This is a genomic window from Nioella nitratireducens (genome assembly GCF_001879715.1).
Lineage (GTDB): Bacteria > Pseudomonadota > Alphaproteobacteria > Rhodobacterales > Rhodobacteraceae > Nioella > Nioella nitratireducens.
On the sequence record NZ_MNBW01000007.1, the window covers coordinates 21,673 to 45,556 of the forward strand.

The following is a 23,884-nucleotide window of genomic DNA, read 5'->3' on the forward strand; positions in this document are numbered from 1 at the left end:
TCTCGATCCCGCGGCTCAGCCCTGCTTGCGCATGTCGGCCGTGCTGATACCTGCCACGGCGACCGGCTTCTTCATCGCGTCGCGGCGGAACGGCTCGCCCAGTTCCTGATTGATCAGCGCTTCGATCAGCGTCGTCTTGCCTGCCGCCTGATCTTTCAGCGCCTGATCCAGCGCCGCGGTCAGCTCATCCATCGTGCGCGCGACCACGCCTTGCAGGCCACAGGCCTTGGCGATGCCGGCGTAGCTGACCTGCGTGTCCAGTTCTGTGCCGACGAAATTGTCGTCATACCACAGAGTCGAGTTCCGCTTCTCGGCCCCCCACTGGTAGTTACGGAAGACGACCTGCGTGATCGCGGGCCATTCCTTGCGGCCGATGGCGGTCAGCTCGGTCACGGCAATGCCAAACGCCCCGTCGCCGGAGAAGCCTACGACCGGCGTTTCAGGACAGGCGATCTTGGCGCCGACCACTGCGGGAAGGCCATAGCCACAGGGGCCGAAGAGGCCGGGGGCAAGGTATTTTCGCCCTTCCTCGAACGACGGATAGGCATTGCCGATGGCGCAGTTATTGCCGATGTCGGAGCTGATGATCGCCTCTTTCGGCAGAGCCCGCTCGATCGCGCGCCACGCCATGCGGGGGCTCATCCAGTCGGGCTTGTCGGCGCGGGCGCGCTCGTTCCATGTGGTGCCGGGATCGTCGTCTTCGTGATCCATCGACGAAAGCTGCTGCGCCCAGGCCGATTTTGTCTGCGCGATCAGGGCCTTGCGCTCGTCCCGGCCCGCATCGCCTGCGGTGTCGGCCAGTTGCGACAGGATCGCGGTCGCCACCTTCCTCGCGTCGCCGACAATGCCGACGCTGACCGTCTTGGTCAGGCCGATGCGATCGGGGTTAATGTCAACCTGAACGATCTTGGCATTGGACGGCCAATAGTCGATGCCATAGCCCGGCAGGGTGGAAAACGGGTTTAGGCGGGTGCCAAGGCACAGCACCACGTCGGCCTTGGAAATCAGCTCCATCCCCGCCTTGGAGCCGTTATAGCCAAGCGGTCCGGCAAACAACGGGTGCGAGCCGGGGAAGGCATCATTGTGCTGATAGCCCACGCAAACGGGCGCATCCAACCGCTCGGCCAGCGCCATGGAGGCTGGGATCGCGCCGCCCAATACCACACCCGCACCGTTCAGGATCACCGGGAACTTGGCCTCCGACAGCAGGCGCGCGGCCTCGGCCACGGCCTCTTCCCCGCCAGCGGGGCGTTCGAAGGCGACGATCGCGGGCAGGTCGATGTCGACCACCTGGGTCCAGAAATCGCGCGGCATGTTGATTTGCGCAGGCGCCGACGCGCGCTTGGCATTCATGATCACGCGGTTCAGCACCTCGGCCACGCGAGTCGGGTCGCGCACCTCCTCCTGATAGGCCACCATGTCTTTGAAGGCGGCCATCTGCTCAACCTCCTGAAAGCCCCCCTGCCCCATCGTCTTGTTGCCCGCCTGCGGCGTGACCAGCAACAGAGGCGTATGGTTCCAAAAGGCGGTTTTCACGGCGGTGACGAAGTTGGTGATGCCGGGGCCATTTTGGGCGATCATCATCGACATCTTGCCGCTGGCGCGGGTGTAGCCATCGGCCATCATCCCGCCAGACCCTTCGTGGGCGCAGTCCCAGAACTGGATACCCGCCTGTGGGAACAGGTCGGAAATCGGCATGAAAGCCGAGCCGATAATTCCGAAAGCATCCTCGATGCCATGCATCTGGAGCACTTTCACAAAGGCTTCTTCGGTGGTCATTTTCATTGGGGAACTCCGCGCGAAAGGGGGCCAGGGGCCGAAGGATCGTTGCACCGGTTTTAACGGGTTCCCCCCCGGTGCGGTTAGGGCCAGTCAGGCTGGCTCCGTATGTCCACAGGCGGCGATATCCTCTGCGATGCGGCGAATGCCTTCGGGGATCTTCTCAGCCGCGATGGAACTGTAGGCGATGCGATAGAACCGGCGGCTGAAGCGCGCCGGATCGAAAAACGAGCGCCCCGGCTCGATCACCACGCCACGCGCCCGCAGCCGCTGCGCGAGGGCTTCGGTATCGACACCGTCCGGGGCCATCATCCAGAAGCTCGACCCGCCATGGCCCGCCGCCCCCGCAATCTGCAAGCCGTTGTCGGAAATCGCTTGTTCCATCACCGCGCGGCGCTCTTCATAGGCTTTGCGCATCCGGTTGATCTGCGCGTCGTAATGGCCGAGCGACAGGAAATAGGCGACGGTGCGCTGGATATGGCCCGGCGGGTGGCGCAAGACCAGCGCCCGCAGCGCCCGCGCCTCACGGATAAACTCCTCGGACGCCACGACATAGCCAAGCCGCAGCCCCGGAAACAGCGATTTCGAGAAAGACCCGATATAGACCACTGCCCCGCTTTCATCCATCGACTTCAACGCGGGCGAGGGCGCGCCCTTGAACGACAGCTCGAATTCGTAGTCGTCCTCGACAATCACGAAACCCCGCTCGTTGGCCATCTCCAACAACCGCTTGCGCCGGTCCAGAGGCATGGTCGCATTGGTCGGGCAATGGTGCGACACGGTGGTAAAGACCACGTCCGTGTCTTCGGGCAACGCCTCGGGTGGCAAGCCGCCGCCATCCACATCCACCGGTGCCACATGGCATCGCGTGAGGGTCAGAATCTCGCGCAAGCCGGGATAGACCGGGTTTTCCACCGCCGCCGTGCGCCGCTGCGTCAGCAGGATCTGCGCCGACATCCACAGCGCGTTCTGCGCCCCGAGCGTGATCAGGATCTCGTCCTTGCGCGCCGCGATCCCCCGGCGCGGCAGGATATGACGCTGGATATGCTCGACCAACCGTTCGTCATCGGCCTCGTAACGGTCGGCGGTCAGGATGGTGAAATCCTTTTGCCCAAGCGCCTGCAACGCGCATTGCCGCCATGTCTGGTGGGAAAACAGCGTCGGGTCCGCCTGCCCGTAGATGAACGGATAGGGGTAGCCTTGCCAGTCCAGCGGACGGATCGGCAGGACCGGGCTGTGAAAGCGCTGCCCGATCGCGCGCGACCAGTCGATCCCCGCCCGCGGGGCCTTGCCCGGCAGGTCGAAGGCCGGGGGGGTCGGCGCGGTGTCCGACACGAAATAGCCCGAACGCCCCCGCGAATTCAGGTAATCATCGGCCACCAGTTCAGTGTAGGCATTGGTCACCGTGATGCGGCTGATGCCCAGATGCCGGGCAAGTTTTCGGCTGGAGGGCAGCTTTTCCCCGGATCGGAACCGCCCCGAAAGAATCCCCTCGGCCACCAGCCGCTGAACCTTTTGTTGCAAGGTTCCTTCCGCTTCCGGATCGAGAAAGAAGGACTCTACGGGTATCGACATTTCTGGACTTACTCCGATTGCTCGATTGGCCTGCCGGTCACAAGACCGAGCGGTCTGGCGCTTGTCAATGCACTGGCGCTATGAAAGGCTGATCACTGGACCTATCTGCCCCCCGCGCGACCCGGCAGATTGTCCCCATCAGCCCCATTCCCGTCGGGAGAGCCCACATGAATACGCCCTTCAACCCCAATGACCTCAGCCATGTGATCGAAGCCGATCGCGCCAATGTCTGGCACCATCTGATCCAGCACAAACCGTTTGAAACGGGCGAACCGCGCATCATCGTCGAGGGCAAGGGAATGCGGGTCTGGGATGCCCATGGCAAGGAATATATCGACGCCGTCTCGGGCGCGGTCTGGACCGTCAACACCGGCTACGGCCGCGAGCGCATCGCCGATGCCGTGCGCGAGCAGCTGGTCAAGATGTGCTACTTCGCCCAAGCTGCGGGCTCGATCCCCGGCGCGCTCTTCGCCGAGAAGCTGATCGAGAAGATGCCGGGCATGTCCCGCGTCTACTACACCAACTCCGGGTCCGAGGCGAACGAGAAGGCCTTCAAGATGGTGCGCCAGATCGCGCACAAGAAATACGGCGGAAAGAAAACCAAGATCCTCTACCGCGACCGCGACTACCACGGCTCCACCTTGGCTGCGATGTCGGCAGGCGGGCAGGATGAACGCAACATGCAATACGGCCCCTTCGCGCCCGATTTCGTGCGCGTGCCCCACTGCATGGAATACCGCAAGGAAGAGGTTGGCTTGGGCCATCTGTCGGGCCGCGACTTCGGTATCGCGGCGGCGAACCTCATCGAAGAGGTGATCCTGCGCGAAGGCCCGGAAACCGTCGGCGCGCTCTGCCTCGAACCGGTCACCGCCGGCGGTGGCGTCATCACCCCGCCCGACGGCTACTGGGAACGGGTTCAGGAAATCTGCAAGCAATACAACATCCTGCTGCATATCGACGAGGTTGTCTGCGGCGTTGGCCGTACCGGCACGGAATGGTTCGGCTACCAGCATTACGGCATCCAGCCCGACTTCGTGACCATGGCCAAGGGCGTCGCCTCGGGCTATGCCGCCATCGCCTGCATGGTGACCACGGAAGAGGTGTTCGACCTGTTCAAGTCCGACCCCACAGACAAGCTCGACCACTTCCGCGACATCTCCACCTTCGGCGGCTGCACCGGCGGTCCGGCGGCGGCGTTGGAGAACATGGCCATCATCGAGGAGGAAAACCTGCTCGAAAACTGCGCCGCCATGGGCGCGCGGATGATGGGCAATCTTCAGGCCCTGATGGACAAGCACGGCGTCATCGGCGACGTGCGCGGCAAGGGCCTTTTCCTCGGGGCCGAACTGGTCAAGGACCGCGGCACCAAGGAACCGGTCGAGGAAAAGGACGTGGGCGCCGTGGTCGCGGAATGCGCCAATCTGGGCGTCATCATCGGCGCGGCCAACCGCTCTATTCCGGGGCGAAACAACGTGCTCTGCTTCAGCCCGGCCCTGATCGCCACCGCCGCCGATATCGACGCGATCACCGACGCGGTGGACAAGGCGCTGACCAAGGTCTTCGCCTAGGCCGCGGCCCCTTGCATCCTGTCCAGAACCCGCCCGGGCCGCCGCTGCTGCCCGGGCCGTTTTCTGCCCAAAACCGCCTGTCGCCGCCCGTACACCTCGCGTGCACCCCCTGTACACCCTGCGTACACCGGTTCGGCCCTTTTCGACCCTCCTGCCCTTCTTCTTGGCCGAAATACCTCCGGGGTTTGGGGCAGCGCCCCAAGTGGCCCGACGAGGCCCCTGCCCGGCAGGGGCCGAGACGGGCCACCCCCCGGTCGGCGCGCACGCGCGACGAAATCAGCTCAGGGTCGGCGCCAACGTTAACCTTTTGTCCGGACTCCTGGCCTTGTTCCGTCGGATGAATTCATCAAAAAAGCCCCCGCGCGCGGGGGCTTTTCCAAAGGCAGGTATCGCGAAAGGTCAGACCTTGCCCTTCCACGGCACCAGTAGCCGTTCGGCCCAACGCATCAGCATGTCGATGCCATAGCCGATGATCCCGATCAGGATGATCCCCATGATCACGATATCGGTCAGCTGGAACTTGGACGCCGCGACGATCATCTGCCCCGCCCCCTGCTCGGCGGCCACCAGTTCCGCCGCCACCACCGTGCCCCAGCAGACCCCCATGGCAACGCGCGCGCCGGTGAAGATCTCGGGCAGGGAATTGGGGATGATGACGTGGCGCATGATCTGGCTTTTCGACGCGCCCAGCGAGTAGGCGGCGTGGATCTTGGACAGCGCCACCCCCGAAACCCCGGCCCGCGCCGCAATGGTCATGATCCACAGCGCGGCTAGGAACAGCAGGAAGATCTTGCCGCTTTCGTCGATTCCGAACCAGATGATGACCAGCGGGATCAATGCCAGGGGTGGCACCGGCCGCATGAATTCCACGATCGGGTCGAACCAGCCGCGAAACCAGTTGGACAGCCCCATCGCATAGCCCAGCGGAATCCCCACCGCTGCCCCGGCGATGAAACCGGCCAACACGCGAAACAGCGAATAGCCAAGATGTTGGGCCAGCGTGAAGCCACGATAGCCGTCGCGGCTGATTTCAACCAGGCGGTCCCACACGTCTTCGGGCGCGGGCAGCCAAATGGGCTCCATCTGCATACCGGCATTGGGGGTAAAGCGCACCGTGCCCCGGCGGCTGAGGGTGACGATACCGTCACCGGTATCGACCTCGCCCTCTTCGGGGGCGATGGCCTGACCGTTGATGGCCACGACGTGGTAGCCGTCTTCATCGGCGCCGATGTCATTGTCGGCGGTCTGGATCAGGCTTGACCGGCCGCCATTGACCTCGTCGCTGTCATCGAGTGCAAAGCCGTCGCCGCCGCCATCGCCTGCGGGCACCGCCACCTCTTCGCCCACGGGATGCACGACGATGCGCACGGTGGCGTCATCGCGTGCGCCTGCCGCGTTCTCGGCGGTGTAGGTGAAAGAGGTTTCGCCCAGAAACGGCCCCGGCACGTGGATCGGAACAAGGCTCGACCCGGTGAAGGCCCCCCATATCACGAAGATCGACAGGACCGAGATGACCGAGGCCGCCCGCGTCGGGCGCACCGCGCTTTCGTCGCCAAAAGTCACCGTCTTGAGCGAGGTGAAATCGCGCGCCGCGTGGTGGCGGGCCGCGATGAAGCGCACCACGAGGAAGGCCACGACGAAGATCGAGAGGTATATGGCCGCGATCAGCATCAGACGGTCTCCTCGGTGCGGCCCATGATCTCTTCTTCCATGTCCCAGATCATCGACAGGATTTCCTCGCGTTTTTCCCCGAACTCCGGGTGTTTCTTGACCTCGCGCAGATCGGCGCCCACGCCCATATCGGCGAAGGGCAGTTTGTATTCCTTGTGCAAGCGGCCCGGTCGCGGGGCCATGACGATCAGCCGCTCGCCCAAAAGCAGCGCTTCCTCGACCGAGTGGGTGATCAGGATGATGGTCTTGCCGGTCTCTTTCCAGAGCTTCAGCACCAACCCCTGCATCTTTTCCCGCGTCAACGCGTCGAGCGCGCCCAACGGTTCGTCCATCAAGATCACATCGGGGTCATTGGCCAGGCAGCGGGCCAGCGCCACGCGCTGTTGCATCCCGCCAGACAGTTCGTAGACGGCCTTTTCCTTGAAGGCCTGAAGGCCGACGACTTCCAGCAGGTGATTGGTGATCTTGTCGCGCTCGGCCTTGGCCATGCCCTTCATCCGGGGGCCGAAATCGACGTTGTGGCGCACGCTCATCCATTCGAACAGCGCGCCTTTCTGAAACACCATGCCGCGCTCGGCGTCGGGGCCGGTCACCGCGTGGCCGTTCAGGATCACCTTGCCTTCGGTTGGGGCAAGAAAACCCGCGACGATGTTGAGAAGGGTCGTCTTGCCACAGCCCGAGGGGCCGAGAACCGACAGGATCTCGCCTTCCTCGATGGTCATGGAGACATCCTTGAGCGCCTGGACCGAGCCGCCGCCCGGCAGGTCGAAGCGCATCGAGATATTTTCGAGCTTGAGCCCGGTCATGCTGCCCTGTCCTCTCTGTCGGAAATGGTCGAGGAAAGGGGCGGCGCAGGAGCGCCCACGCCGCCCCGATCAGGGACTACATGCCGTCCTGCACCATTTGCAGCGGGCGCGTGTTGACCGCACCTTCATAGCTGTCGCGGGCGCTGTCGAGGTTCCCGGTTTCAACGAAGAAGTTGCCCACCTCCAGCAGGAAGCTCTGGGTGCCGCCGCCAAACCATGCGGACGAGAGCTGTTCATCGACCGAGGGGAAGACGAACCCGGCCAGCGTTGCGGCGGTGGCGTCTTCGTCCATACCCGCGTCGCGGGCGATCACCGGCAGCATCTCGTCGGTATGCTCGCCGGAATTCCACATCGCGTTCATCTCGGCGGTCACGGCAAGGAACGAGGCCACCAGTTCCGGCTCTTCCTCGACGAAAGAGGCGGGGGCCGAGGTCACGTCGAAGACATAAATGCCGAGATCCTGCTTTTCGGCGCCGGTCAGCAGCACGTTGCCATGTTCCAGCATCCGACGCAGCGCACCACCCCAGCCGCAGGCCATGTCGAGCGAGCCTTGGGCCAGTGCGGCAGCCGAGTCCGCCGGGGCCATGTCGACCACTTCGAGGCTGTCCACGTCGATGCCGAAATGCTCCATCTGGCGCAGGAACCCGTAATGCGCGGCGGTGCCGATCGGCACGCCCACGCGAGAGCCTTCGAGGTCCGCAACGTTGGAGGCGTCGATTTCGAGCGATTCATGCACCACGCAGTTGTCATTGTCGGAATAGCTGACGGCCACGTCGATGGCCTGCAAATCCTGACCGGCCGAGGTGGCCACCACGAAGGGCGGAACGCCCTGGCTGACGGCGATCTGCACATCGCCCGACGCCATGGCCGCCGACATTGCGGTGCCGGTATCGAAGGCGCGCCAGTTGATGGTGACGCCCATCTCTTCTTCGTAAATGCCCATCTGCTTGGCGTATTCGAACGGCATCGGCCATTCGAGGAAATAGGCCACGGTGATTTCGTCCATACCTTGGGCAAAGGACGCTGTCGTTCCCATCAAGAGGCCAAGGGCGGCCCCGGACACGGCAAGTTTCTTCATCATTTTACTCCCTGTTCATGCGCAGCAGGTGTCACGCCCACGCTTGTCGCAAGGGAAGCTTGCGAGGGCGGCAGGCCGTGCGTCAAGGAAATCGTGGAATCTGGACCGATGAAACGCCGCAACTGGACTGATGATTTCAGGTCTGGCTTAATCGAGATTTAACAATTGCTTACACCAGCGAAAATGCTGGGCGAGTCGCCCGTTTTCCGGGCCGCGCGTGAACGCTCAATGCAGCCGGTCCGGGTTGCTGGCGATCTGCTCGATCGCCTCCTCGATATCCTCGGGGTCGGTCGAGGCCACCGCGTAGCTGCCATTCAGCCAGCGCCCCAGATCCAGATCGGCACAGCGGCGCGAGCAGAAGGGGCGGTATTTCGGGTCGGCGGGTTTCTTGCAGATCGGGCAGGTCATCGCGCAAACTTAGGCGCAGGCCGGGGCGGGTGCAACCGGGTCAGACCAGCAGCGACAGCGGCCAGCGGTCGCGCTTGCGTTGCAATTCATACATGCCAAGCGGCGTCCACCCGGCCAGCACGGTGTCGGTGCCATCGGCCCGGAACGCGCGGCGCAGGGCGTCTTCGAACTGGCGGCGATCCTTCTTGGGCATCGGCGCCACGTCCAGCGTGATCTGCCCCCCCAAACCGCGCAGCCGCAATTGGCGCGGCAGGTCGCGGGCGGCAGCGAGGTTGGCCTTGAGACCGGCGGCAAGCGTGCTGTCGGGGCCGGTATTCACATCAACCGCCACAAGGGCCGAGGTCGGCTCGACCATCATCGACGCCCCGGCGGCGAGCGGCACGGCGGTGCCGAGCGCTGCGTCGATCTCTTCCATCACGCCCAAATCCTCGAACCCGCCCTCGCGGTCGATCACCTCATCCGGTTCCGGCGAGGCCCAGTCCCGCCACGCGGCCTCGTGTGCGTCGGGGGCATCGACCAACAGTTCGGCCTCGCCCTCCTGGTCGGCCATCACGGTCGCGGCCAGATCCCGCATGGCGAGGATGTCTTCGGCCAAGGCGTCGCCATCGGCCTCGTCCGCGGCGCTGCGCAGGATCAGGCCAAAGCCCTCGGGCGCGCCCTGCATTGCCTCGTGCGCGATTTCCAGCAAGCGGTCGCGTTCGTCATCGTCCTTGATCGAGCGGGCGATATTCAACCCCGGTGCGTTCGGCGTGACAATGGCGTAGCGCGATTTGAACAAGACCCGCGTAGTGACCGGCGTCGCCTTGCCGTCCTGCCCCAAACCGGTGACCTGCACCAGCAGCGTCTGGCCGGGTTTCAGGCCCTTGCCCTGTTTCAAGAAGGCGCTTTGCCCATCGGGCAGGCGCAGGATCATGCCGCCCTGCCCCTTGAGCGGGCGGTCGCAGACGCCGCGCAGGATCGCGCCGATCGCTGGCACCGTGTCTTCGGGCGGGTCGATCAGCAGGTCTTGCAGGCGGCCATCCACCATCAGCGCAGCGGCCGCGCGGCCCTTGATATGGTCGAGCAGGACGATACGGCCTTTCATTCCGGTCTCCAGACTGGGTAGCCGGCAGCGTCGAGCAGATGCGCGGTTTCCGGCAATGGCAGGCCCATGATGGCGTGAAAACTGCCGGAAATCCACGGGATGAACGCGCCTGCCGGCCCCTGGATCGAATAGCCACCCGCCTTGCCCTGCCAATCGTCGCTGGCGAGATAGGCGTTAAGCTCCACATCCGAGAGGCGTTTCATCTCGACCCGGCTTTCGACGGTGCGTTCCCACAGCCGGTCGCCCCGGCGCACGGCAACCGAGGTGTAAACCCGGTGGCGACGGCCAGACAGCGCGGTCAGAAATTCCGCCGCTTCGCCCGCGTCAGTTGGCTTGCCCAGAATCCGGCGCCCCATGGCGACTGTGGTGTCGGCGCACAGCACGATATCGTCCGGCGCGGCCTGCACGGCCTGCGCCTTTTCCCGCGCCACCCGTTCGCAATAGGGGCGCGGCAATTCCCCCTTGCGGGGGTCTTCGTCGATATCGGGGGGCCGGATCGCGTCCGGCACGACGCCCAACACCCCCAACAGCTCCTGCCGCCGGGGGCTTCCCGATCCCAAGACAAGTCGCATGAAGCGGTTACTTGAAGCGGTAGTTGATCCGACCCTTGGTCAGATCATAGGGGGTCATTTCGACTTGCACCTTGTCGCCAGCCAGAACCCGGATGCGGTTCTTGCGCATCTTGCCTGCCGTATGTGCGATGATTTCATGGCCGTTTTCAAGCTCGACCCGGAATGTCGCATTCGGCAGGAGTTCCTTCACGACACCGGGAAATTCGAGCATTTCTTCCTTGGCCATGGTCTCTCCTACAGTCATTAACCGCGTCAAGCGCGCGGATTGGCGGTTAAATGCGCCTCATTGGCGCAATTTTCAAGGCGAATCTCACGCCCCCGGCACAAGTTGCACCTGCACCAGCCCCGTGCGGCTTTCCGGCCAGTGGGCAAAATTGCCGACCTGCCCGGTCTGGCGGGGCGCGGCGATGGCGGCGGGGTCGACCACGGCCAGCACCGGGCCGGGGCGGTCGCTCTCGCCCTGGGCCAGAATCCCGTCATCGGGCAGGCCGGTATCGGGCGGGCAGAACAGGCCCGCGCGGCCCGTGGCCTGATCGACAATCTCGCAGCCCTCGACCGTGCCCACAAGCGGGGCCTGCACGACAAGGCACTGATTTTCCACGGCGCGCGCCCGGCAGGACTGGCGCACACGGGTCTGACCGGCCGGGAAATCGGTGCAGGAGGGGACAAGGATCATATCCGCCCCGGCCTCGCACAATGCGCGGGCCTGAAGGGGAAATTCGCTGTCATAACAGATCAGGATGCCGATCTTGCCAAGGGCGGTCTCGAAAAGGCGCATCTCGTCGCCCGGCACCATGGCGATGTCGTCGCGCTCATAGGGGGTCAGGATCAGCTTGTCCTGGTGCAGGACGCTGCCATCGGGGGCCACCAGCCACGCCCGGTTGACAACCCCGCGATCCGTGGCGGCGGGGCCAGAGCCTGCAAGAATATGACAGCCGTGGCGGCGGGCCGCGCGGCGCATCTGCGTCACCCATTGGTCGGCCCGTTCGGCGGCGCGGTCGCGCCATGCCATCGCGCTCATCGTGGCGGGGGCGGCGACCAGGGCCGCTTCCATCGAGGCGTATTCGGGCAGCACAACCAGATCGGCGGCGGCCTCTTGCAACAGGGCGGTCAGTTTTTCTTCCTGCGCGGCCCAATTCGGGAAACGGTCGCAGTGATAGGCGACGGCGGCGATTTTCATGACGGCTCCCCTCTTCGGTCATCCGCCCCGCTATACAATCCCCCGCCGCCGCCAGAAAGGGGTCAGGCGCCCCTTGGTGGGGTCTTGGGCGATCTATGGTGCTGCCCACCCGATGCATGGGTCCCGCACATCGCCGGGCTGCGGTTCGGCGATCCGGCCTTTGTGCAGCAGCACTTTATGGCGGCCAAATCCGAAGGCTCTCTGAGCCTCGCGACAAGCCCGGCCAAATCGCTGTGTCGGGGGGGGGGGGGGGGGCAGCGGCGCGCGGCGGCCGCTGTTTCGCGCAGGCAGCATGGCGGCAAATCTTGCTGGGTGTGTCGCCTGCGGTGGGACAGGAACACCGGGTGGCCCCGGACCATATCCGGGGCGCGAGGCGATGTGGCACGGACAGACTGCCTATTCTTCGGTTTCAGTCGGCGGTCCGAAACGGTCCAGCATCCGCTTCACCAGCATGTCGCGGGTCTGGCGATAGGCATCGAGCTTGGCCTCGCGCGTGTTGCCGATACCCGAAGGGTCGAGGATCTGCCAGTGTTCCACATCGACATGGTAGTGCCGGGTCAGTTCCTGCGCGCGGCGCAGGCTGGCGGGGCTGAGCGCGATGATCAGGTCGAACCCCGACAGGTCGTCACCCCATTGTTCCATCTCGTCGAAACTGCGCGAGCGGTGGGTTTCCAGCTTGACCCCCATCTCGGCACAGACCGCGATGGCGAAGCCGTCGATTTCCAGATCGTTATGGACCCCCACCGACTGCACATAGGCGCTGTGGCCGTAGAATTTCTTCATCAGCCCTTCGGCCATAGGCGAGCGGATCGCGTTATGATCGCAGCAAAACAGGACGGAATGGGGGATGTCCTGCGGCACCTCGGTCACCCGCCGAAATGAAGAACACAGACGAGGGTAAACAGGCGGCGGGCTGTATCGTGATCGACCTCGGCCTTGCCGTCCAGCCGTTCCTGAAGCACCCGCGCCCCTTCGTTGTGGATGCCGCGCCGGGCCATGTCGATCGCCTCGATCTGGCTGGGGGGCAGCTTCTTCACCGCGTCGTAATAGCTTTCGCAGATCTGCCAGTAATCCTTGACCACTTGCTTGAAGGGGCTGAGCGACAGGTGGAACTCGGCCGCGTCCTCGCCGCCTTCGGTGTCGACGTCAAAGACCAGCCGCCGGTCGCGGATCGCCAGGTGCAGCTTGTAGGGCGGCACCGGCACCTCGCGCTCTTCCCGAGCGGGCAGGGCAAAGCTGTTGTCTTCCAGAAGGTCGAAGATGGCGACCTTGCGTTCCTGTTCGATCTCGGGGGTCGGCGCGGGCAGGCCCGTGTCGTCGATCTCGATCTGGCAGATATCCTTGCTCATTCCCCTGCCTCTTGGTTCAGCCGGTCCAGCCGGGCGCGGACGCTCAGCCCATGTGCTTGCAGACTTTCGGATCTGGCCAGCGTTTCCGCCGCCGGGCCGATGGCTTTCAGGGCTCCGGGGGTCATCTTGGCAACAGTCGTGCGCTTTAGGAAGTCCATCACGGACAAGCCCGAGGAAAACCGGGCCGAGCGTGCCGTGGGCAACACATGGTTGGGGCCGCCGATATAGTCGCCAATGGCCTCTGGCGTCCATTTCCCGAGGAAGAGCGCCCCGGCGTGGATGGTCTTACGGCTCAACGCCTCGGGGTCAGCGACGCACAGCTCCAGATGTTCGGGGGCGATCCGGTTCGACAGCATGGCCGCCTCGTCGAGATCACGCACGGTGATAACGGCACCGAAATCGCGCCAGCTTGGGCCTGCGATGGCGCGCCGATCCAGCGTTTCAAGGCGCGTGGCCACCGCCTCGGCCACCGCGCGGCCGAACGCGGCATCATCGGTGATCAGGATCGACTGTGCGCTTTCATCGTGTTCGGCTTGGCTTAGCAAGTCGATGGCCAGCCAATCCGGGTCATTGTCCTTGTCGGCAATCACCAGGATTTCGGACGGCCCCGCGATCATGTCGATCCCCACCTTGCCAAAGACCCGGCGCTTGGCCGCCGCGACAAAGGCATTGCCGGGGCCGGTGATCTTGTCGACGGGCTGGATGGTCCGGGTGCCATAGGCCATGGCGGCCACCGCCTGCGCGCCACCAATGCGATAAACGGTGTCGACGCCCGACAGATGCGCGGCCAGCAGAACCAGCGGGTTGGCCTTGCCATCCGGCGTTGGGGCGCAGATGACCAGCCGCTCGACACCCGCCACCTGCGCCGGGATCGCGTTCATCAACACCGACGAGGGATAAGACGCCAGACCGCCCGGCACATATAGCCCCGCCGCCGACACCGGCGACCAGCGCCAGCCAAGCGTCGCGCCCTCGGGGTCGGTCCAATGGTGGTCTTCCGGCATCTGGCGAACATGATAGGCCCGGATACGCTCGGCGGCCAGTTCCAGCGCCTCGCGTTCGTCCGCTGGCACCTGCTCGATCGCGGCGGCGATTTCGTCGGGCGTGAAGGCCAGCGTTTCAGGCGTCAGGGTCAGCCGGTCGAACCGCTCGGTCAACGCGATCACGGCGGCATCGCCGCGCGCGCGGACATCCGCGATGATCCCGGCCACGGTTTCATCCACGTCGGGGGAATCCTCGCGCTTCATTTCCAGAAGCGCCTTGAAACGCGCCTCGAACCCGTCGTCGCTGCTGTTCAGAAAGACCGGCATGGCTCACCCTTTATGCTCTTTGTCCTTTCCTCTAGCCGGGTTTCGCTGGGGATTGAACCTCTTGGCGGTGCGATTTTTCGCGCCCGGCCTTCATGGGCGGCCCTCCTCCCCGCCTGCGACCGGCGCGGGCACAGGCACAGGCACGGGTTACAGGTCGCGTGACAGCGTGATCAGGTCCAGCAGCCGCCCGTCCCGAGACAGCGCGCGCGCGGCGCGGGCCTGACGGCGGAACCCGGCGGCGAGGTAAAAACGCAGCGCGGGATGGTTGGTTTCGGCCACCGTCAGCGTCAGACGGCGCAGCCCGGCCTGTTTGGCGATGCGCAGCACTCGGGCCATCAGGCGGCGCGCAAGCCCCCTGCCCCGCTGGTCGGGACGGATATAGACGGCTGTGATCTCGCCGGTCTCGCCCTCGGCATCCAGCGCCATGGACCCCACCAAGTCGCCCCTGAAGAACGCCCCGAGGATAACAGCCCGGTTCAGACGGTCGACGAAGACCGAAAGCGGCTGGCCTGCCCACTCGTCATGGGTCGATCCGAAGGCTTCCGGATGCAGGCGCAGCGCCTCCAGCCGCAGCGCGCGCCAGGGTTCCGCATCCTCCGCCAATAGCCGCCGCACCCGAACCTGCGGGCGCCACCACCTCATTCCGGGTGGCCCGGCACCTTGCGCGAGGGCGCGATATAGGGGCGGGTCACGTCCTTGAGCATCACGTCAACGCATTCCACATCGACGGCCACGGCCCCGTCGCCCGCCAGAACCAGCGTCAGCCGCCCGCTGCCGTCCTCGCCCGCCGTCCAGTCCAGCGCCAGCAGCGACAGCACCGTGTCCTTGTCACTCAGATCGACGCCTTGGCTGGCCACGGCCTGCACATCGTCGATGGCCAGCACCGATTGAACCCGCTCGGGCGGATGCGCCGTGATGCTCTCGCCTTCTTCCCAGCGGAACCGGTTGAGCAGCAGCGCAAAGCGGCGGCGGGGGCGGTCCCACGTCATCTCGGTGATCGGGAACACCGCGTCCTGCACCAGCGCCGAAATAACCTTCAGGTCATCGCCGTCCAGCGCCTTCAGCCGCAGCGGCTGTGCGCCACCATCTTCGAACCGTGCATCAGCCATCACTCTTCACCCGTTCGATCTGCGCCCCGCAGGCGCTCAGTTTATCTTCCACCCGCTCATAGCCCCGGTCCAGATGGTAGACCCGGTTGACGATGGTTTCGCCCTCGGCCGCCAAGGCCGCAAGGATCAGCGACACCGAGGCCCGCAGGTCCGTTGCCATCACCGGTGCGCCGCGCAGCTTGTCAACGCCCGTCACCGTGGCGTGTCCCCCCTGCACGTCGATGCGCGCCCCCATGCGCACCAGTTCCGGCGCGTGCATGAAACGGTTTTCGAAAATACGTTCCTCCAGCACCGACACGCCATCGGCGGTGCACATCAACGCCATCATCTGCGCTTGCAGGTCGGTGGGAAAGCCCGGAAACGGCTCGGTCACCACGTTGACCGCGTTCACACGGCCATTCGCGCGCTTGACCGCAAGCCCCGCCTTGGTTTCGGTCACGTCGATCCCGGCATCGTGCAGCTTCTCGGCAAAGCTCTCGACCAGATGCATCTTGCCGCCAAGCAATTCGACCTCGCCGCCGGTGATGGCGGGGGCCAGCATATAGGTGCCCAGTTCGATCCGGTCGGTCACCACGGGATGGGTCGCGCCGTGCAGCCGGTCGACGCCCTGAATCTCGATGGTCGAGGTGCCCTCGCCCGCGATCTGCGCCCCCATCGCCCGCAGGCAGGCGACAAGATCCACGATTTCCGGCTCGCGCGCGGCGTTTTTCAACACGGTCGTGCCCTTGGCCAGCGTCGCGGCCATCACCATGTTTTCCGTCGCCCCGACGGACGCAAAGCCCAGTTCATGCACCGCGCCCTTCAACCCGGTCGGCGCCTTGGCGTGCAGGTAGCCGTCGCGCAGTTCGATCTCGGCGCCCAGCGCCTCCAGCGCGGTGATGTGCAAATCCATCGGTCGCGCGCCGATCGCGCAGCCCCCCGGCAGCGACACCTCGGCCCGCCCGTGCCGCGCCAGAAGCGGCCCAAGGACAAGGTTCGAAGCCCGCATTTTCCGCACGATATCGTAATGCGCGAGGTGATTGTCGGCGTTGTGCGACGACATGGCGATGACCTTGCCGTCATTCAGCGCCGACACCTCGGCCCCGAGCGACACCAGCAACTCGGTCATGGTGCGGATATCGCTCAGCCGTGGCGCATTGGTCAGCGTCAGCGGTTCGTCGCTCAGCAGAGTGGCAGGCATGAGGGTGAGACAGGCGTTTTTCGCGCCCGCAATGGGAATCGCGCCGGAAAGTTCCGCGCCCCCTTGTATGATGATCCGATCCACTGCCCTGCCGCCTTTCTGATTCTCGCTGACCTGTCCCGGCGCGATGCCGGTCAGCCCTCGTCCTGCTCTGCATCCGTCGCCCTGGTCGCGGCCCGCGCCCGCGACTGCGCTTTCCGCTTGCCCATATTGGCCTTGAGCGCCGCCTTCAACCGCTCTTCGCGGCTGGTCTGCGCGGGCTTGGCGGGCGCACCGCCCTTTGATCCTTGGGGTTTCGCTGTGCTCATGCCCCCTTGCATACATCCAAGGGGAAAAAGGGTCCAGATTGCGCTTGCACCCTCGGGCGATTGAGTCTAATTCCCCCCCCACAACGAACGAGGCCGCAGTAGCTCAGTGGTAGAGCGCACCCTTGGTAAGGGTGAGGTCGGGAGTTCAATCCTCCCCTGCGGCACCATCGTAAATCCCCTGAAATCGCCAGTATCTATCCGGCCTGAGCGGCGCGTTGCAGGCGCGGGGGCCATCGACCTTTGCCCGAGGGATCGCCCCCAAGCCCCCCAACCCCGCCAAGACCGATGCGGCCCGCCAGCGGACCGGGTTTTCGGGTTTATTTGACATGGATCGTATTCAACGCGGTCCCGGCGTCTTATGTTTGGTCCAGGACGACCACCCGAGGACGTGCGCATGACCCAACCAGAACTGACCGTCGGCATCGTCGTGGCCGTCCGCGGGGCGGTGGTTGACGTTGCCTTCCCGAGCGGCGGCCTGCCCGCCGTCAACAATGTCCTCGTGATCGAACAAAGCGGGCTCAAGCCCGTCGTGCTGGAGGTTCAGGCCCAGCTTGATCAGGCCACCGTGCGCACCATCGCCTTGCAGAACACCTCGGGGGTGAAACGTGGCGCGCAGGCAACGCAGACCGGCGGCCCGATCACCGTGCCCGTGGGCGAGGCGGTGCTGGGGCGGCTGCTGGATGTGACCGGCACCCCCGGCGACAAGCGGCAGCCCCTGCCCGACGACGTGCCACGCGCACCCATTCACCGGGCGCCACCGCCGCTGCGGGCGCAAGGCGCGGCCTCTGACCTGTTTCGAACCGGCATCAAGGTGATCGACCTGCTGACGCCGCTGGCCAAGGGCGGCAAGGCCGCGATGTTTGGCGGCGCGGGCGTGGGCAAGACGGTGCTGGTGATGGAACTGATCCACGCCATGGTGGCGGGCTATAGCGGCATCTCGGTCTTTTCCGGCGTTGGCGAACGCTCGCGCGAGGGGCATGAAATGCTGCTCGACATGACCACCGCCGGGGTGCTCGACCGCACGGTGCTGGTCTATGGCCAGATGAACGAACCGCCCGGCGCGCGCTGGCGGGTGCCGATGACCGCGCTGGCGATTGCCGAACATTTCCGCGATGTCGAGCATCGCAACGTGCTGCTGTTGATGGACAACGTGTTTCGCTTCGTGCAGGCGGGGTCAGAGGTCTCGGGCCTGTTGGGGCGCCTGCCCTCTCGCGTGGGCTATCAGCCGACACTGGCCACCGAAGTGGCGCAGTTGCAGGAACGCATCGCATCGGTGGGCGACGCCTCGGTCACGGCTATCGAGGCGGTCTATGTTCCGGCCGACGATTTCACCGACCCCGCCGTCGTGGCCATCGCCGGGCACGTCGATTCCATGGTGGTGCTGTCGCGCGCCATGGCCGCCGACGGCATGTATCCCGCGGTTGACCCCATTGCCTCGTCCTCGGTGCTGCTCGACCCCGATATTCTGGGCAAGACACATGTGGGCGTCGCCACCGATGTGCGCCGCACCATCGAACATTACCGCGAATTGCAGGACGTGATCTCGCTTCTGGGGATGGAGGAGCTGGGCAGCGACGACCGCCGCATGGTGGAACGCGCCCGCCGCCTGCAACGGTTCCTGACCCAGCCCTTCACCGTCACCAAGGGCTTCACCGGAATCGAGGGGCGCTCGGTCTCGCTGGAAGACACCATCGCGGGCTGTCGTGCCATTCTGGACGGAGAGGCCGACGACTGGGAAGAATCCTCGCTCTACATGGTCGGCACCCTCGACGAGGCCCGCGCCAAGGAAGAGGCGGCCAGAAATGGGCAAGACGCGGCATGAGCGGGCGCTTGCACCTGACGATCTCGACCCCGATGGAGGTGGTGGTCGATGCCCCCGCCACAACCGCCGTGCGGGCCGAGGATGAAAGCGGCGGCTTCGGCATCCTGCCCGGCCACACCGATTTCCTGACCGTTCTGCCCGCCTCGGTCCTGCGCTGGCGCGATGGCGAGGGGCTGCGCCGGTTCTGCGCGATCCGGCAGGGGCTGTTGACCGTGACCGATGGGGCGCGGGTGGCCGTGGCCTGCCGTCAGGCGATCCTCGGACAGGATCTGGAGGCGCTGCAAACCACGATCCGCGACCTGCGCCGACAGGACGCCGAAGCCGAGCGGCAGGCGCGGGTGGAACAGATGCGGCTGCACGCGCAGGCGGTGCGGCAGATGATGCGGCTGCTGCGCCCCGACCGTCCCGGCATGTTGAACCATCCGCCCGCGATCTCGTCGGGTCCGCAAGGGGGCGCCGATGGCTGACAGCCCGAAAAACCATGACGAGGTCGAAGACGCCGCCCGCCGCGCTGCCGCCCGCGACCGGTTGGAACAGGAAGACCCCGAACCCTCGCTTGGCAAGCGGCTTGGGCAGATCGGCATTCTGGGATGGGCCATCGTGGTGCCGATGCTGCTTGGCGTGGTGCTTGGCCGTCTTGCCGACCGGCTGTTCGAAACCGGCATTTTCTTCACCGCCCCGGCGATCCTGATCGGCGCTGCGGTCGGCCTGCATGCCGCGTGGAAATGGATGCACCAGCAATGACCCTGCCCCTTGTCCCTGCCCTACTGGGTCTTGTCCTTGGCCTTTTCGCCGGGCTCGTCCATTTCGCCTCGCTCAAACGGGTGACGGCGCTCTATCTCGACGGTCGCTCGACGGGGCTGGCCATTGGCCTGCAACTGGGGCGGCTGGTCCTGCTGACCGGGGTGCTTGTCGTGCTGGCCCTGCAAGGCGCGCTGCCGCTGCTGGCCGGGGCGCTCGGCGTGGTCGCGGCGCGGGTGATCGTGCTGCGCTGGACGAAAGAGGGATCGTGATGGGCAATCCGCTTTCGCTCGACCCGCTGTTCAACATCGGCCCGGTCCCGATCACCGCGCCGGTTGTGGTGACATGGGCCATCATCGCGGGGCTGGCGCTGTTCTCGATCCTGGCCACCCGCCGCCTGCGGCTGTTGCCGGGGCGCACGCAAACCCTGCTTGAACTGATCGTTACCACGCTGGACGGCCAGATCCGCGACACGATGGACCGCGACCCTGCCCCCTATCGCCCGCTGATCGGGACGATCTTCCTGTTCGTGCTGGTGGCGAACTGGTCATCGCTGATCCCCGGTATCGAACCGCCCACGGCCCATATCGAGACCGACGCGGCCCTGGCGCTGATCGTCTTCGCTGCCACCGTGGGTTTCGGTATTTCGCGCCTCGGGCTCAAGGGCTATCTCGCCACCTTCGCGGAACCGAGCTGGGTCATGATCCCGCTCAATATCGTCGAGCAGATTACCCGCACCTTTTCGCTGATCGTCCGACTGTTCGGCAACATGATGAGCGGCGTCTTCGTGATCGGCATCGTGCTGTCGTTGGCCGGGCTGTTCGTCCCGATCCCGCTGATGGCCCTCGATCTGCTGACCGGGGCCGTGCAGGCCTATATCTTCGCAATCCTCGCAACCGTTTTCATTGGCGCGGCGGTCGGCGATCCGCCAAACCGCGCCAAATCCCCCAAGGAGGGCACAGAACAATGACCGGAAACCTCGTTCATATCGTCTCGATCCTCGCCGCCGCTCTGGCAGTGAGCTTTGGCGCCATCGGCCCCGCCCTTGCCGAAGGCCGCGCTGTCGCCGCCGCGATGGACGCCATCGCGCGCCAGCCCGAGGCCGCCGGCACCCTCAGCCGAACCCTGTTCGTGGGCCTTGCGATGATCGAGACCATGGCGATCTACACGTTGGTGATCGCCCTGCTCGTCCTCTTCGCCAATCCCTTCGCCTGATCGGGCCGCGCCATGACAATCGACTGGTGGACACTGGGCCTGCAAACGATCAACGTCCTCGTCCTTGTCTGGATTCTGGCGCGTTTCCTGTTTCGTCCGGTGACGCAGATGATCACCGAACGGCAGGCCGCCGCCCATGCCGCGCTCGATGACGCCCGCGCCGCCAAGGCCGAGGCCGAGGCCGCCCGTGCCGCCGCCAAGGACGCCGCCGCAGGCGTCGCCAACGACCGCACCGCGCTGCTGGCCAAGGCCCGCGCCGATGCCGAGCAGGAAAAGCAGCGCCTCCATGACGAGGCCATGACCGAACTGGACACCCTGCGCGCCGACGCCCGCACCGAGATGGCGCAAGCCGCGAAGGACCGCCAACAGGCGCTTTCGGAACAGGCCGGTGCCCTCGCCCTCGACATCGCGGCCCGGCTGATCGACCGCCTGCCCGACGAGGCGCGGATTGCCGGTTTTATCGACGGTCTGGCCGACGCGGTGGCCAAGCTGCCAGAGGCCACCCGCGCGGCGATCGGCGACGGCGCACCGGTCGATCTGCGCGCCGCCCGCGCGCTGACCGACGCGGAAAAGACCCGGCTGACGGACCGCCTGCAAGCCGTCCTCGGACGGCCCGTCGATATCACCGTCACACCCGACCCCAGCTTGCTGGCCGGTCTGGAACTCGACGCCGCCACAGCGATCGTGCGCAATACCCTGCGCGCCGATCTCGACCGCATCGAGGCCGAGGTGACACGCCATGACGGATGACCAGACGCCACGGGACTGGCTGGAAACCCGCCGCGCCCGGCTGGCGCAGACCGTGCTGGCCCCCGAGGCCCGGATCGTCGGCCAAGTGGCACGGCTGGCCGATGGCATCGCCGAGGTCACGGGCCTGCCCGACACCGGGCTGGGGGCATTGTTGCGCTGCGAAAACGGGGCCTATGCCTTTGCCCACAGCCTCGACCGCGACCTCATCGACGCGGTGCTTCTGGATGACACGACCGATGTTGCCGTGGGCGATCACGTCACCGACACCGGCGACGTCATGCGGGTGCCCGTGGGCGCGGCGCTGCTGGGGCGGGTGGTCGACCCGCTTGGCCGCCCGCTCGACGGCGGCCCCGCGCCCGAAACGCACGACCTGTGGCCGATCGAACGCCCGGCCCCCGAAATCATCGACCGCGACCTGGTCTCTGCGCCGCTCGAAACCGGGGTTCTGGCGGTAGACAGCCTCTTTGCCCTCGGTCGCGGCCAGCGCGAACTGATCGTCGGCGACCGCTCCACTGGCAAGACCTCGCTCGCGGTCGATGCGATCATCAACCAGAAAGACACCGATGTTGTCTGTGTCTACGTCGCCGTTGGCCAGCGCGCCTCGGCGGTGGAACGGGTGGTCGAGGCGGTGCGCGACAACGGCGCGCTCGACCGCTGCATCTTTGTCGTCGGCGGCGCGGCGGCGGCCCCCGGCCTGCAATGGATCGCCCCCTTCGCGGGCATGACCATGGCCGAATATTTCCGCGACAACGGGCAGGACGCCCTGATCGTGATCGACGATTTGACCCGCCACGCCGCGACCCACCGCGAACTGGCGCTGCTGACCCGCGAACCGCCGGGGCGAGAGGCCTATCCCGGCGACATCTTCTACCTGCACGCCCGCCTGTTGGAACGCGCAGCGAAACTGGCGTCGGACTTGGGTGGCGGCTCGCTGACCGCGCTGCCGATTGCCGAAACCGACGCAGGCAACCTGTCAGCCTATATCCCGACCAACCTGATCTCCATCACCGATGGTCAGATCGTCCTGAATTCACATCTCTTTTCGGCCAACCACCGCCCCGCCGTCGACGTTGGCCTCTCGGTCAGCCGCGTCGGCGGCAAGGCGCAGAAACCGGCCCTGCGCGCGGTTTCTGGCCGGGTGCGGCTGGACTACGCCCAGTTTCAGGAACTGGAGATGTTCACCCGCTTCGGCGGCCTGCCCAACACCCGCGTCAAGGCACAGATCGCGCGCGGCGAACGCATCCGCGCACTCTTGTCGCAACCGCGCTACAGCGGCCTGCGGCTGGCCGATCAGGTTGCGCTGCTCGCGGCGCTCGCCGACGGCGCGCTCGACACGTTGCCGGTGACATCCCTGCCCGACCTGCGCACCCGACTGCCCCGCTGGCTCGACGACACCGCCGCAGGTCTGGTGGCGCAGATCGACGACAGCGGCGCGTTGCCCGATGCCCTGCGCCGATCGCTCGTGGCCGCCGTTGCCGCCCTTGCTCGGCAAATCTCCCCCGCCGGGACGACCTCCCCATGAGCGGACGTTTTGCCGAGGTCACCGAGCGGATCGAAACCGTGCACAAGCTTGGCGCGGTGATCTCGGCCATGCGCGGCATCGCCGCCTCGCGGGTGCAAGAGGCGCACCAGCATCTCGACAGCATCCGCACCTATGCCGATACGATCGGCGCCGCGATTGGCGAGGCCCTGGCCCTGCTGCCGCATCCCGAGGCCGACGCCGGGACAGACACCGACGGCGGGCGCAACGTGCTGATCGTCTTCACCGCCGAACAGGGCTTCGCCGGCAGCTTTTCCGAAAAGACCCTCGCCGCCGCCGCGCCCCTGCGCCAAGCAAGCAGCGACCTGTTCCTGATCGGGGACCGGGGCCTCTTCGTCGCGGATGAGCAACAAATTCCCGTGGCATGGTCCACCCCGATGATTGCCCATCCAGCGCAGACCGCGGCCCTTGCCACCCGGATCACCGAGCAGATCTATGACAGGGTGGCGAATTCCCGAACCACGCGGGTCACGGCCATTCACGCGCTGCCCGGCGGCGGCGACCAGATGCGCGTGGTCATCAAGCATCTTGTCCCCTTTGACTATGACCGCTTCCCGCTGGCCACGACACGGGTCCAGCCCCGCATCACCCTGCCCCCGGCCCGCCTGCTGGAGCAACTGGTCGAGGAGCATATCTTCGCGGAACTGGGCGAGGCGATCATCCAGTCCTTCGCCGCCGAAAACGAGGCGCGGATGCGCGCGATGATCGCCGCGCAGGACAATACCGACGCCTCGCTGCAAGAGCTGATCGGAACCTCGCGCCGCCTGCGGCAGGACGACATCACCGAGGAAATCATCGAGCTGGCCACCGCTAGCCTGATGTGACCCCACTGGCCCCCA

General features: G+C 65.7%; 27 protein-coding genes and 1 tRNA gene. 11 read left to right on the forward strand and 17 right to left on the reverse strand.

All coding sequences use genetic code 11. The annotated features are described in order from the left end of the window. Positions 1-15 precede the first annotated feature (15 nt). Positions 16-1,785 (reverse strand): sulfoacetaldehyde acetyltransferase, encoded by a 1,770-nt coding sequence (xsc, locus tag BKY27_RS08120; RefSeq protein WP_071673969.1) that lies wholly within the window; start codon positions 1,783-1,785, stop codon positions 16-18. An 87-nt stretch (positions 1,786-1,872) separates the two neighbouring features. Then, positions 1,873-3,354 carry a MocR-like pyridoxine biosynthesis transcription factor PdxR gene (gene pdxR, locus BKY27_RS08125; RefSeq protein ID WP_071673970.1) on the reverse strand — a complete coding sequence of 494 codons (1,482 nt, stop codon included), beginning with the start codon at positions 3,352-3,354 and terminating at the stop codon, positions 1,873-1,875. Positions 3,355-3,521: 167 nt separating this feature from the next. Here pdxR and BKY27_RS08130 point away from each other — a divergent pair, with 167 nt between their 5' ends. Further along, the gene (locus BKY27_RS08130; protein WP_071673971.1) at positions 3,522-4,922 is read left to right on the forward strand and encodes an aminotransferase family protein; all 1,401 of its coding nucleotides are present in this window, start codon (positions 3,522-3,524) and stop codon (positions 4,920-4,922) included. A gap of 399 nt (positions 4,923-5,321) precedes the next feature. Here the strand turns inward: BKY27_RS08130 and BKY27_RS08135 are convergent, their stop codons facing one another. The 15 genes from BKY27_RS08135 to BKY27_RS20230 all read right to left on the reverse strand — a co-directional run bounded on the left by BKY27_RS08135 (position 5,322) and on the right by BKY27_RS20230 (position 16,977). Further along, on the reverse strand, positions 5,322-6,593 hold the full coding sequence (locus BKY27_RS08135; protein ID WP_071673972.1) for an ABC transporter permease: 1,272 nt from the start codon (positions 6,591-6,593) through the stop codon (positions 5,322-5,324). Then, on the reverse strand, positions 6,593-7,399 hold the full coding sequence (locus tag BKY27_RS08140) for a taurine ABC transporter ATP-binding protein (protein ID WP_071673973.1): 807 nt from the start codon (positions 7,397-7,399) through the stop codon (positions 6,593-6,595). The genes BKY27_RS08135 and BKY27_RS08140 overlap by 1 nt, the downstream gene beginning before the upstream one ends. A 76-nt stretch (positions 7,400-7,475) precedes the next feature. Further along, complete coding sequence (locus BKY27_RS08145; RefSeq protein ID WP_071673974.1) at positions 7,476-8,480, reverse strand: taurine ABC transporter substrate-binding protein; 1,005 nt, start codon at positions 8,478-8,480, stop codon at positions 7,476-7,478. Between the two features lie 222 nt (positions 8,481-8,702). Continuing rightward, positions 8,703-8,885, reverse strand: coding sequence for a DNA gyrase inhibitor YacG (locus BKY27_RS08150; RefSeq protein WP_071673975.1), 183 nt, complete (start codon positions 8,883-8,885; stop codon positions 8,703-8,705). A 40-nt stretch (positions 8,886-8,925) separates the two neighbouring features. Then, positions 8,926-9,969: a ribonuclease E/G gene (locus tag BKY27_RS08155; RefSeq protein WP_071673976.1), complete on the reverse strand. Its 1,044-nt coding sequence runs from the start codon at positions 9,967-9,969 to the stop codon at positions 8,926-8,928. Then, on the reverse strand, positions 9,966-10,541 hold the full coding sequence (locus BKY27_RS08160; protein WP_071673977.1) for a Maf family protein: 576 nt from the start codon (positions 10,539-10,541) through the stop codon (positions 9,966-9,968). The genes BKY27_RS08155 and BKY27_RS08160 overlap by 4 nt, the downstream gene beginning before the upstream one ends. A 7-nt stretch (positions 10,542-10,548) precedes the next feature. After that, complete coding sequence (gene infA / locus BKY27_RS08165) at positions 10,549-10,767, reverse strand: translation initiation factor IF-1 (RefSeq protein WP_011455993.1); 219 nt, start codon at positions 10,765-10,767, stop codon at positions 10,549-10,551. A gap of 84 nt (positions 10,768-10,851) precedes the next feature. Further along, complete coding sequence (locus BKY27_RS08170; RefSeq protein WP_071673978.1) at positions 10,852-11,721, reverse strand: carbon-nitrogen hydrolase family protein; 870 nt, start codon at positions 11,719-11,721, stop codon at positions 10,852-10,854. A gap of 396 nt (positions 11,722-12,117) precedes the next feature. Beyond that, positions 12,118-12,582 carry an arsenate-mycothiol transferase ArsC gene (locus tag BKY27_RS08175; protein WP_071673979.1) on the reverse strand — a complete coding sequence of 155 codons (465 nt, stop codon included), beginning with the start codon at positions 12,580-12,582 and terminating at the stop codon, positions 12,118-12,120. A 5-nt stretch (positions 12,583-12,587) separates the two neighbouring features. Next, entirely contained in the window at positions 12,588-13,070 is a 483-nt protein-coding gene (locus tag BKY27_RS08180) for a UPF0262 family protein (protein ID WP_071673980.1), read from the reverse strand. Further along, positions 13,067-14,380, reverse strand: coding sequence for a histidinol dehydrogenase (gene hisD, locus BKY27_RS08185; RefSeq protein ID WP_071673981.1), 1,314 nt, complete (start codon positions 14,378-14,380; stop codon positions 13,067-13,069). The genes BKY27_RS08180 and hisD overlap by 4 nt, the downstream gene beginning before the upstream one ends. Before the next feature lie 147 nt (positions 14,381-14,527). Continuing rightward, complete coding sequence (locus BKY27_RS08190; RefSeq protein ID WP_071673982.1) at positions 14,528-15,022, reverse strand: GNAT family N-acetyltransferase; 495 nt, start codon at positions 15,020-15,022, stop codon at positions 14,528-14,530. Then, positions 15,019-15,489, reverse strand: a complete 471-nt coding sequence (locus BKY27_RS08195) for a DUF2948 family protein (RefSeq protein WP_071673983.1) — start codon at positions 15,487-15,489, stop codon at positions 15,019-15,021. Before BKY27_RS08195 ends, BKY27_RS08190 begins: the two co-directional genes overlap by 4 nt. Then, entirely contained in the window at positions 15,482-16,753 is a 1,272-nt protein-coding gene (murA, locus tag BKY27_RS08200; RefSeq protein WP_071673984.1) for a UDP-N-acetylglucosamine 1-carboxyvinyltransferase, read from the reverse strand. Before murA ends, BKY27_RS08195 begins: the two co-directional genes overlap by 8 nt. A gap of 50 nt (positions 16,754-16,803) precedes the next feature. Beyond that, a complete protein-coding gene (locus BKY27_RS20230; RefSeq protein ID WP_199559086.1) occupies positions 16,804-16,977 on the reverse strand; it encodes a hypothetical protein in 174 nt (57 codons plus the stop codon). Between the two features lie 92 nt (positions 16,978-17,069). On the opposite strand from BKY27_RS20230, the gene BKY27_RS08210 reads away from it, so the two are divergent. From BKY27_RS08210 to BKY27_RS08255, 10 genes are all read left to right on the forward strand, one after another. Beyond that, positions 17,070-17,144 (forward strand) — tRNA-Thr (locus BKY27_RS08210). Positions 17,145-17,371: 227 nt separating this feature from the next. Then, entirely contained in the window at positions 17,372-18,799 is a 1,428-nt protein-coding gene (atpD, locus tag BKY27_RS08215; protein ID WP_071673986.1) for a F0F1 ATP synthase subunit beta, read from the forward strand. Further along, positions 18,796-19,266, forward strand: a complete 471-nt coding sequence (locus BKY27_RS08220; protein ID WP_071673987.1) for a F0F1 ATP synthase subunit epsilon — start codon at positions 18,796-18,798, stop codon at positions 19,264-19,266. The genes atpD and BKY27_RS08220 overlap by 4 nt, the downstream gene beginning before the upstream one ends. Beyond that, a complete protein-coding gene (locus BKY27_RS08225; RefSeq protein WP_071673988.1) occupies positions 19,259-19,543 on the forward strand; it encodes an AtpZ/AtpI family protein in 285 nt (94 codons plus the stop codon). Before BKY27_RS08220 ends, BKY27_RS08225 begins: the two co-directional genes overlap by 8 nt. After that, positions 19,540-19,812 carry an N-ATPase subunit AtpR gene (locus BKY27_RS08230; protein WP_071673989.1) on the forward strand — a complete coding sequence of 91 codons (273 nt, stop codon included), beginning with the start codon at positions 19,540-19,542 and terminating at the stop codon, positions 19,810-19,812. Before BKY27_RS08225 ends, BKY27_RS08230 begins: the two co-directional genes overlap by 4 nt. Next, positions 19,809-20,510, forward strand: a complete 702-nt coding sequence (locus tag BKY27_RS08235) for a F0F1 ATP synthase subunit A (protein WP_199559087.1) — start codon at positions 19,809-19,811, stop codon at positions 20,508-20,510. Before BKY27_RS08230 ends, BKY27_RS08235 begins: the two co-directional genes overlap by 4 nt. Then, complete coding sequence (locus tag BKY27_RS08240) at positions 20,507-20,755, forward strand: F0F1 ATP synthase subunit C (RefSeq protein ID WP_071673991.1); 249 nt, start codon at positions 20,507-20,509, stop codon at positions 20,753-20,755. Before BKY27_RS08235 ends, BKY27_RS08240 begins: the two co-directional genes overlap by 4 nt. Before the next feature lie 12 nt (positions 20,756-20,767). Beyond that, complete coding sequence (locus BKY27_RS08245; RefSeq protein ID WP_071673992.1) at positions 20,768-21,505, forward strand: F0F1 ATP synthase subunit delta; 738 nt, start codon at positions 20,768-20,770, stop codon at positions 21,503-21,505. Next, positions 21,495-23,027, forward strand: coding sequence for a F0F1 ATP synthase subunit alpha (locus tag BKY27_RS08250; RefSeq protein WP_071673993.1), 1,533 nt, complete (start codon positions 21,495-21,497; stop codon positions 23,025-23,027). The genes BKY27_RS08245 and BKY27_RS08250 overlap by 11 nt, the downstream gene beginning before the upstream one ends. Next, a complete protein-coding gene (locus BKY27_RS08255) occupies positions 23,024-23,869 on the forward strand; it encodes a F0F1 ATP synthase subunit gamma (RefSeq protein WP_071673994.1) in 846 nt (281 codons plus the stop codon). The genes BKY27_RS08250 and BKY27_RS08255 overlap by 4 nt, the downstream gene beginning before the upstream one ends. Positions 23,870-23,884 lie beyond the last annotated feature (15 nt).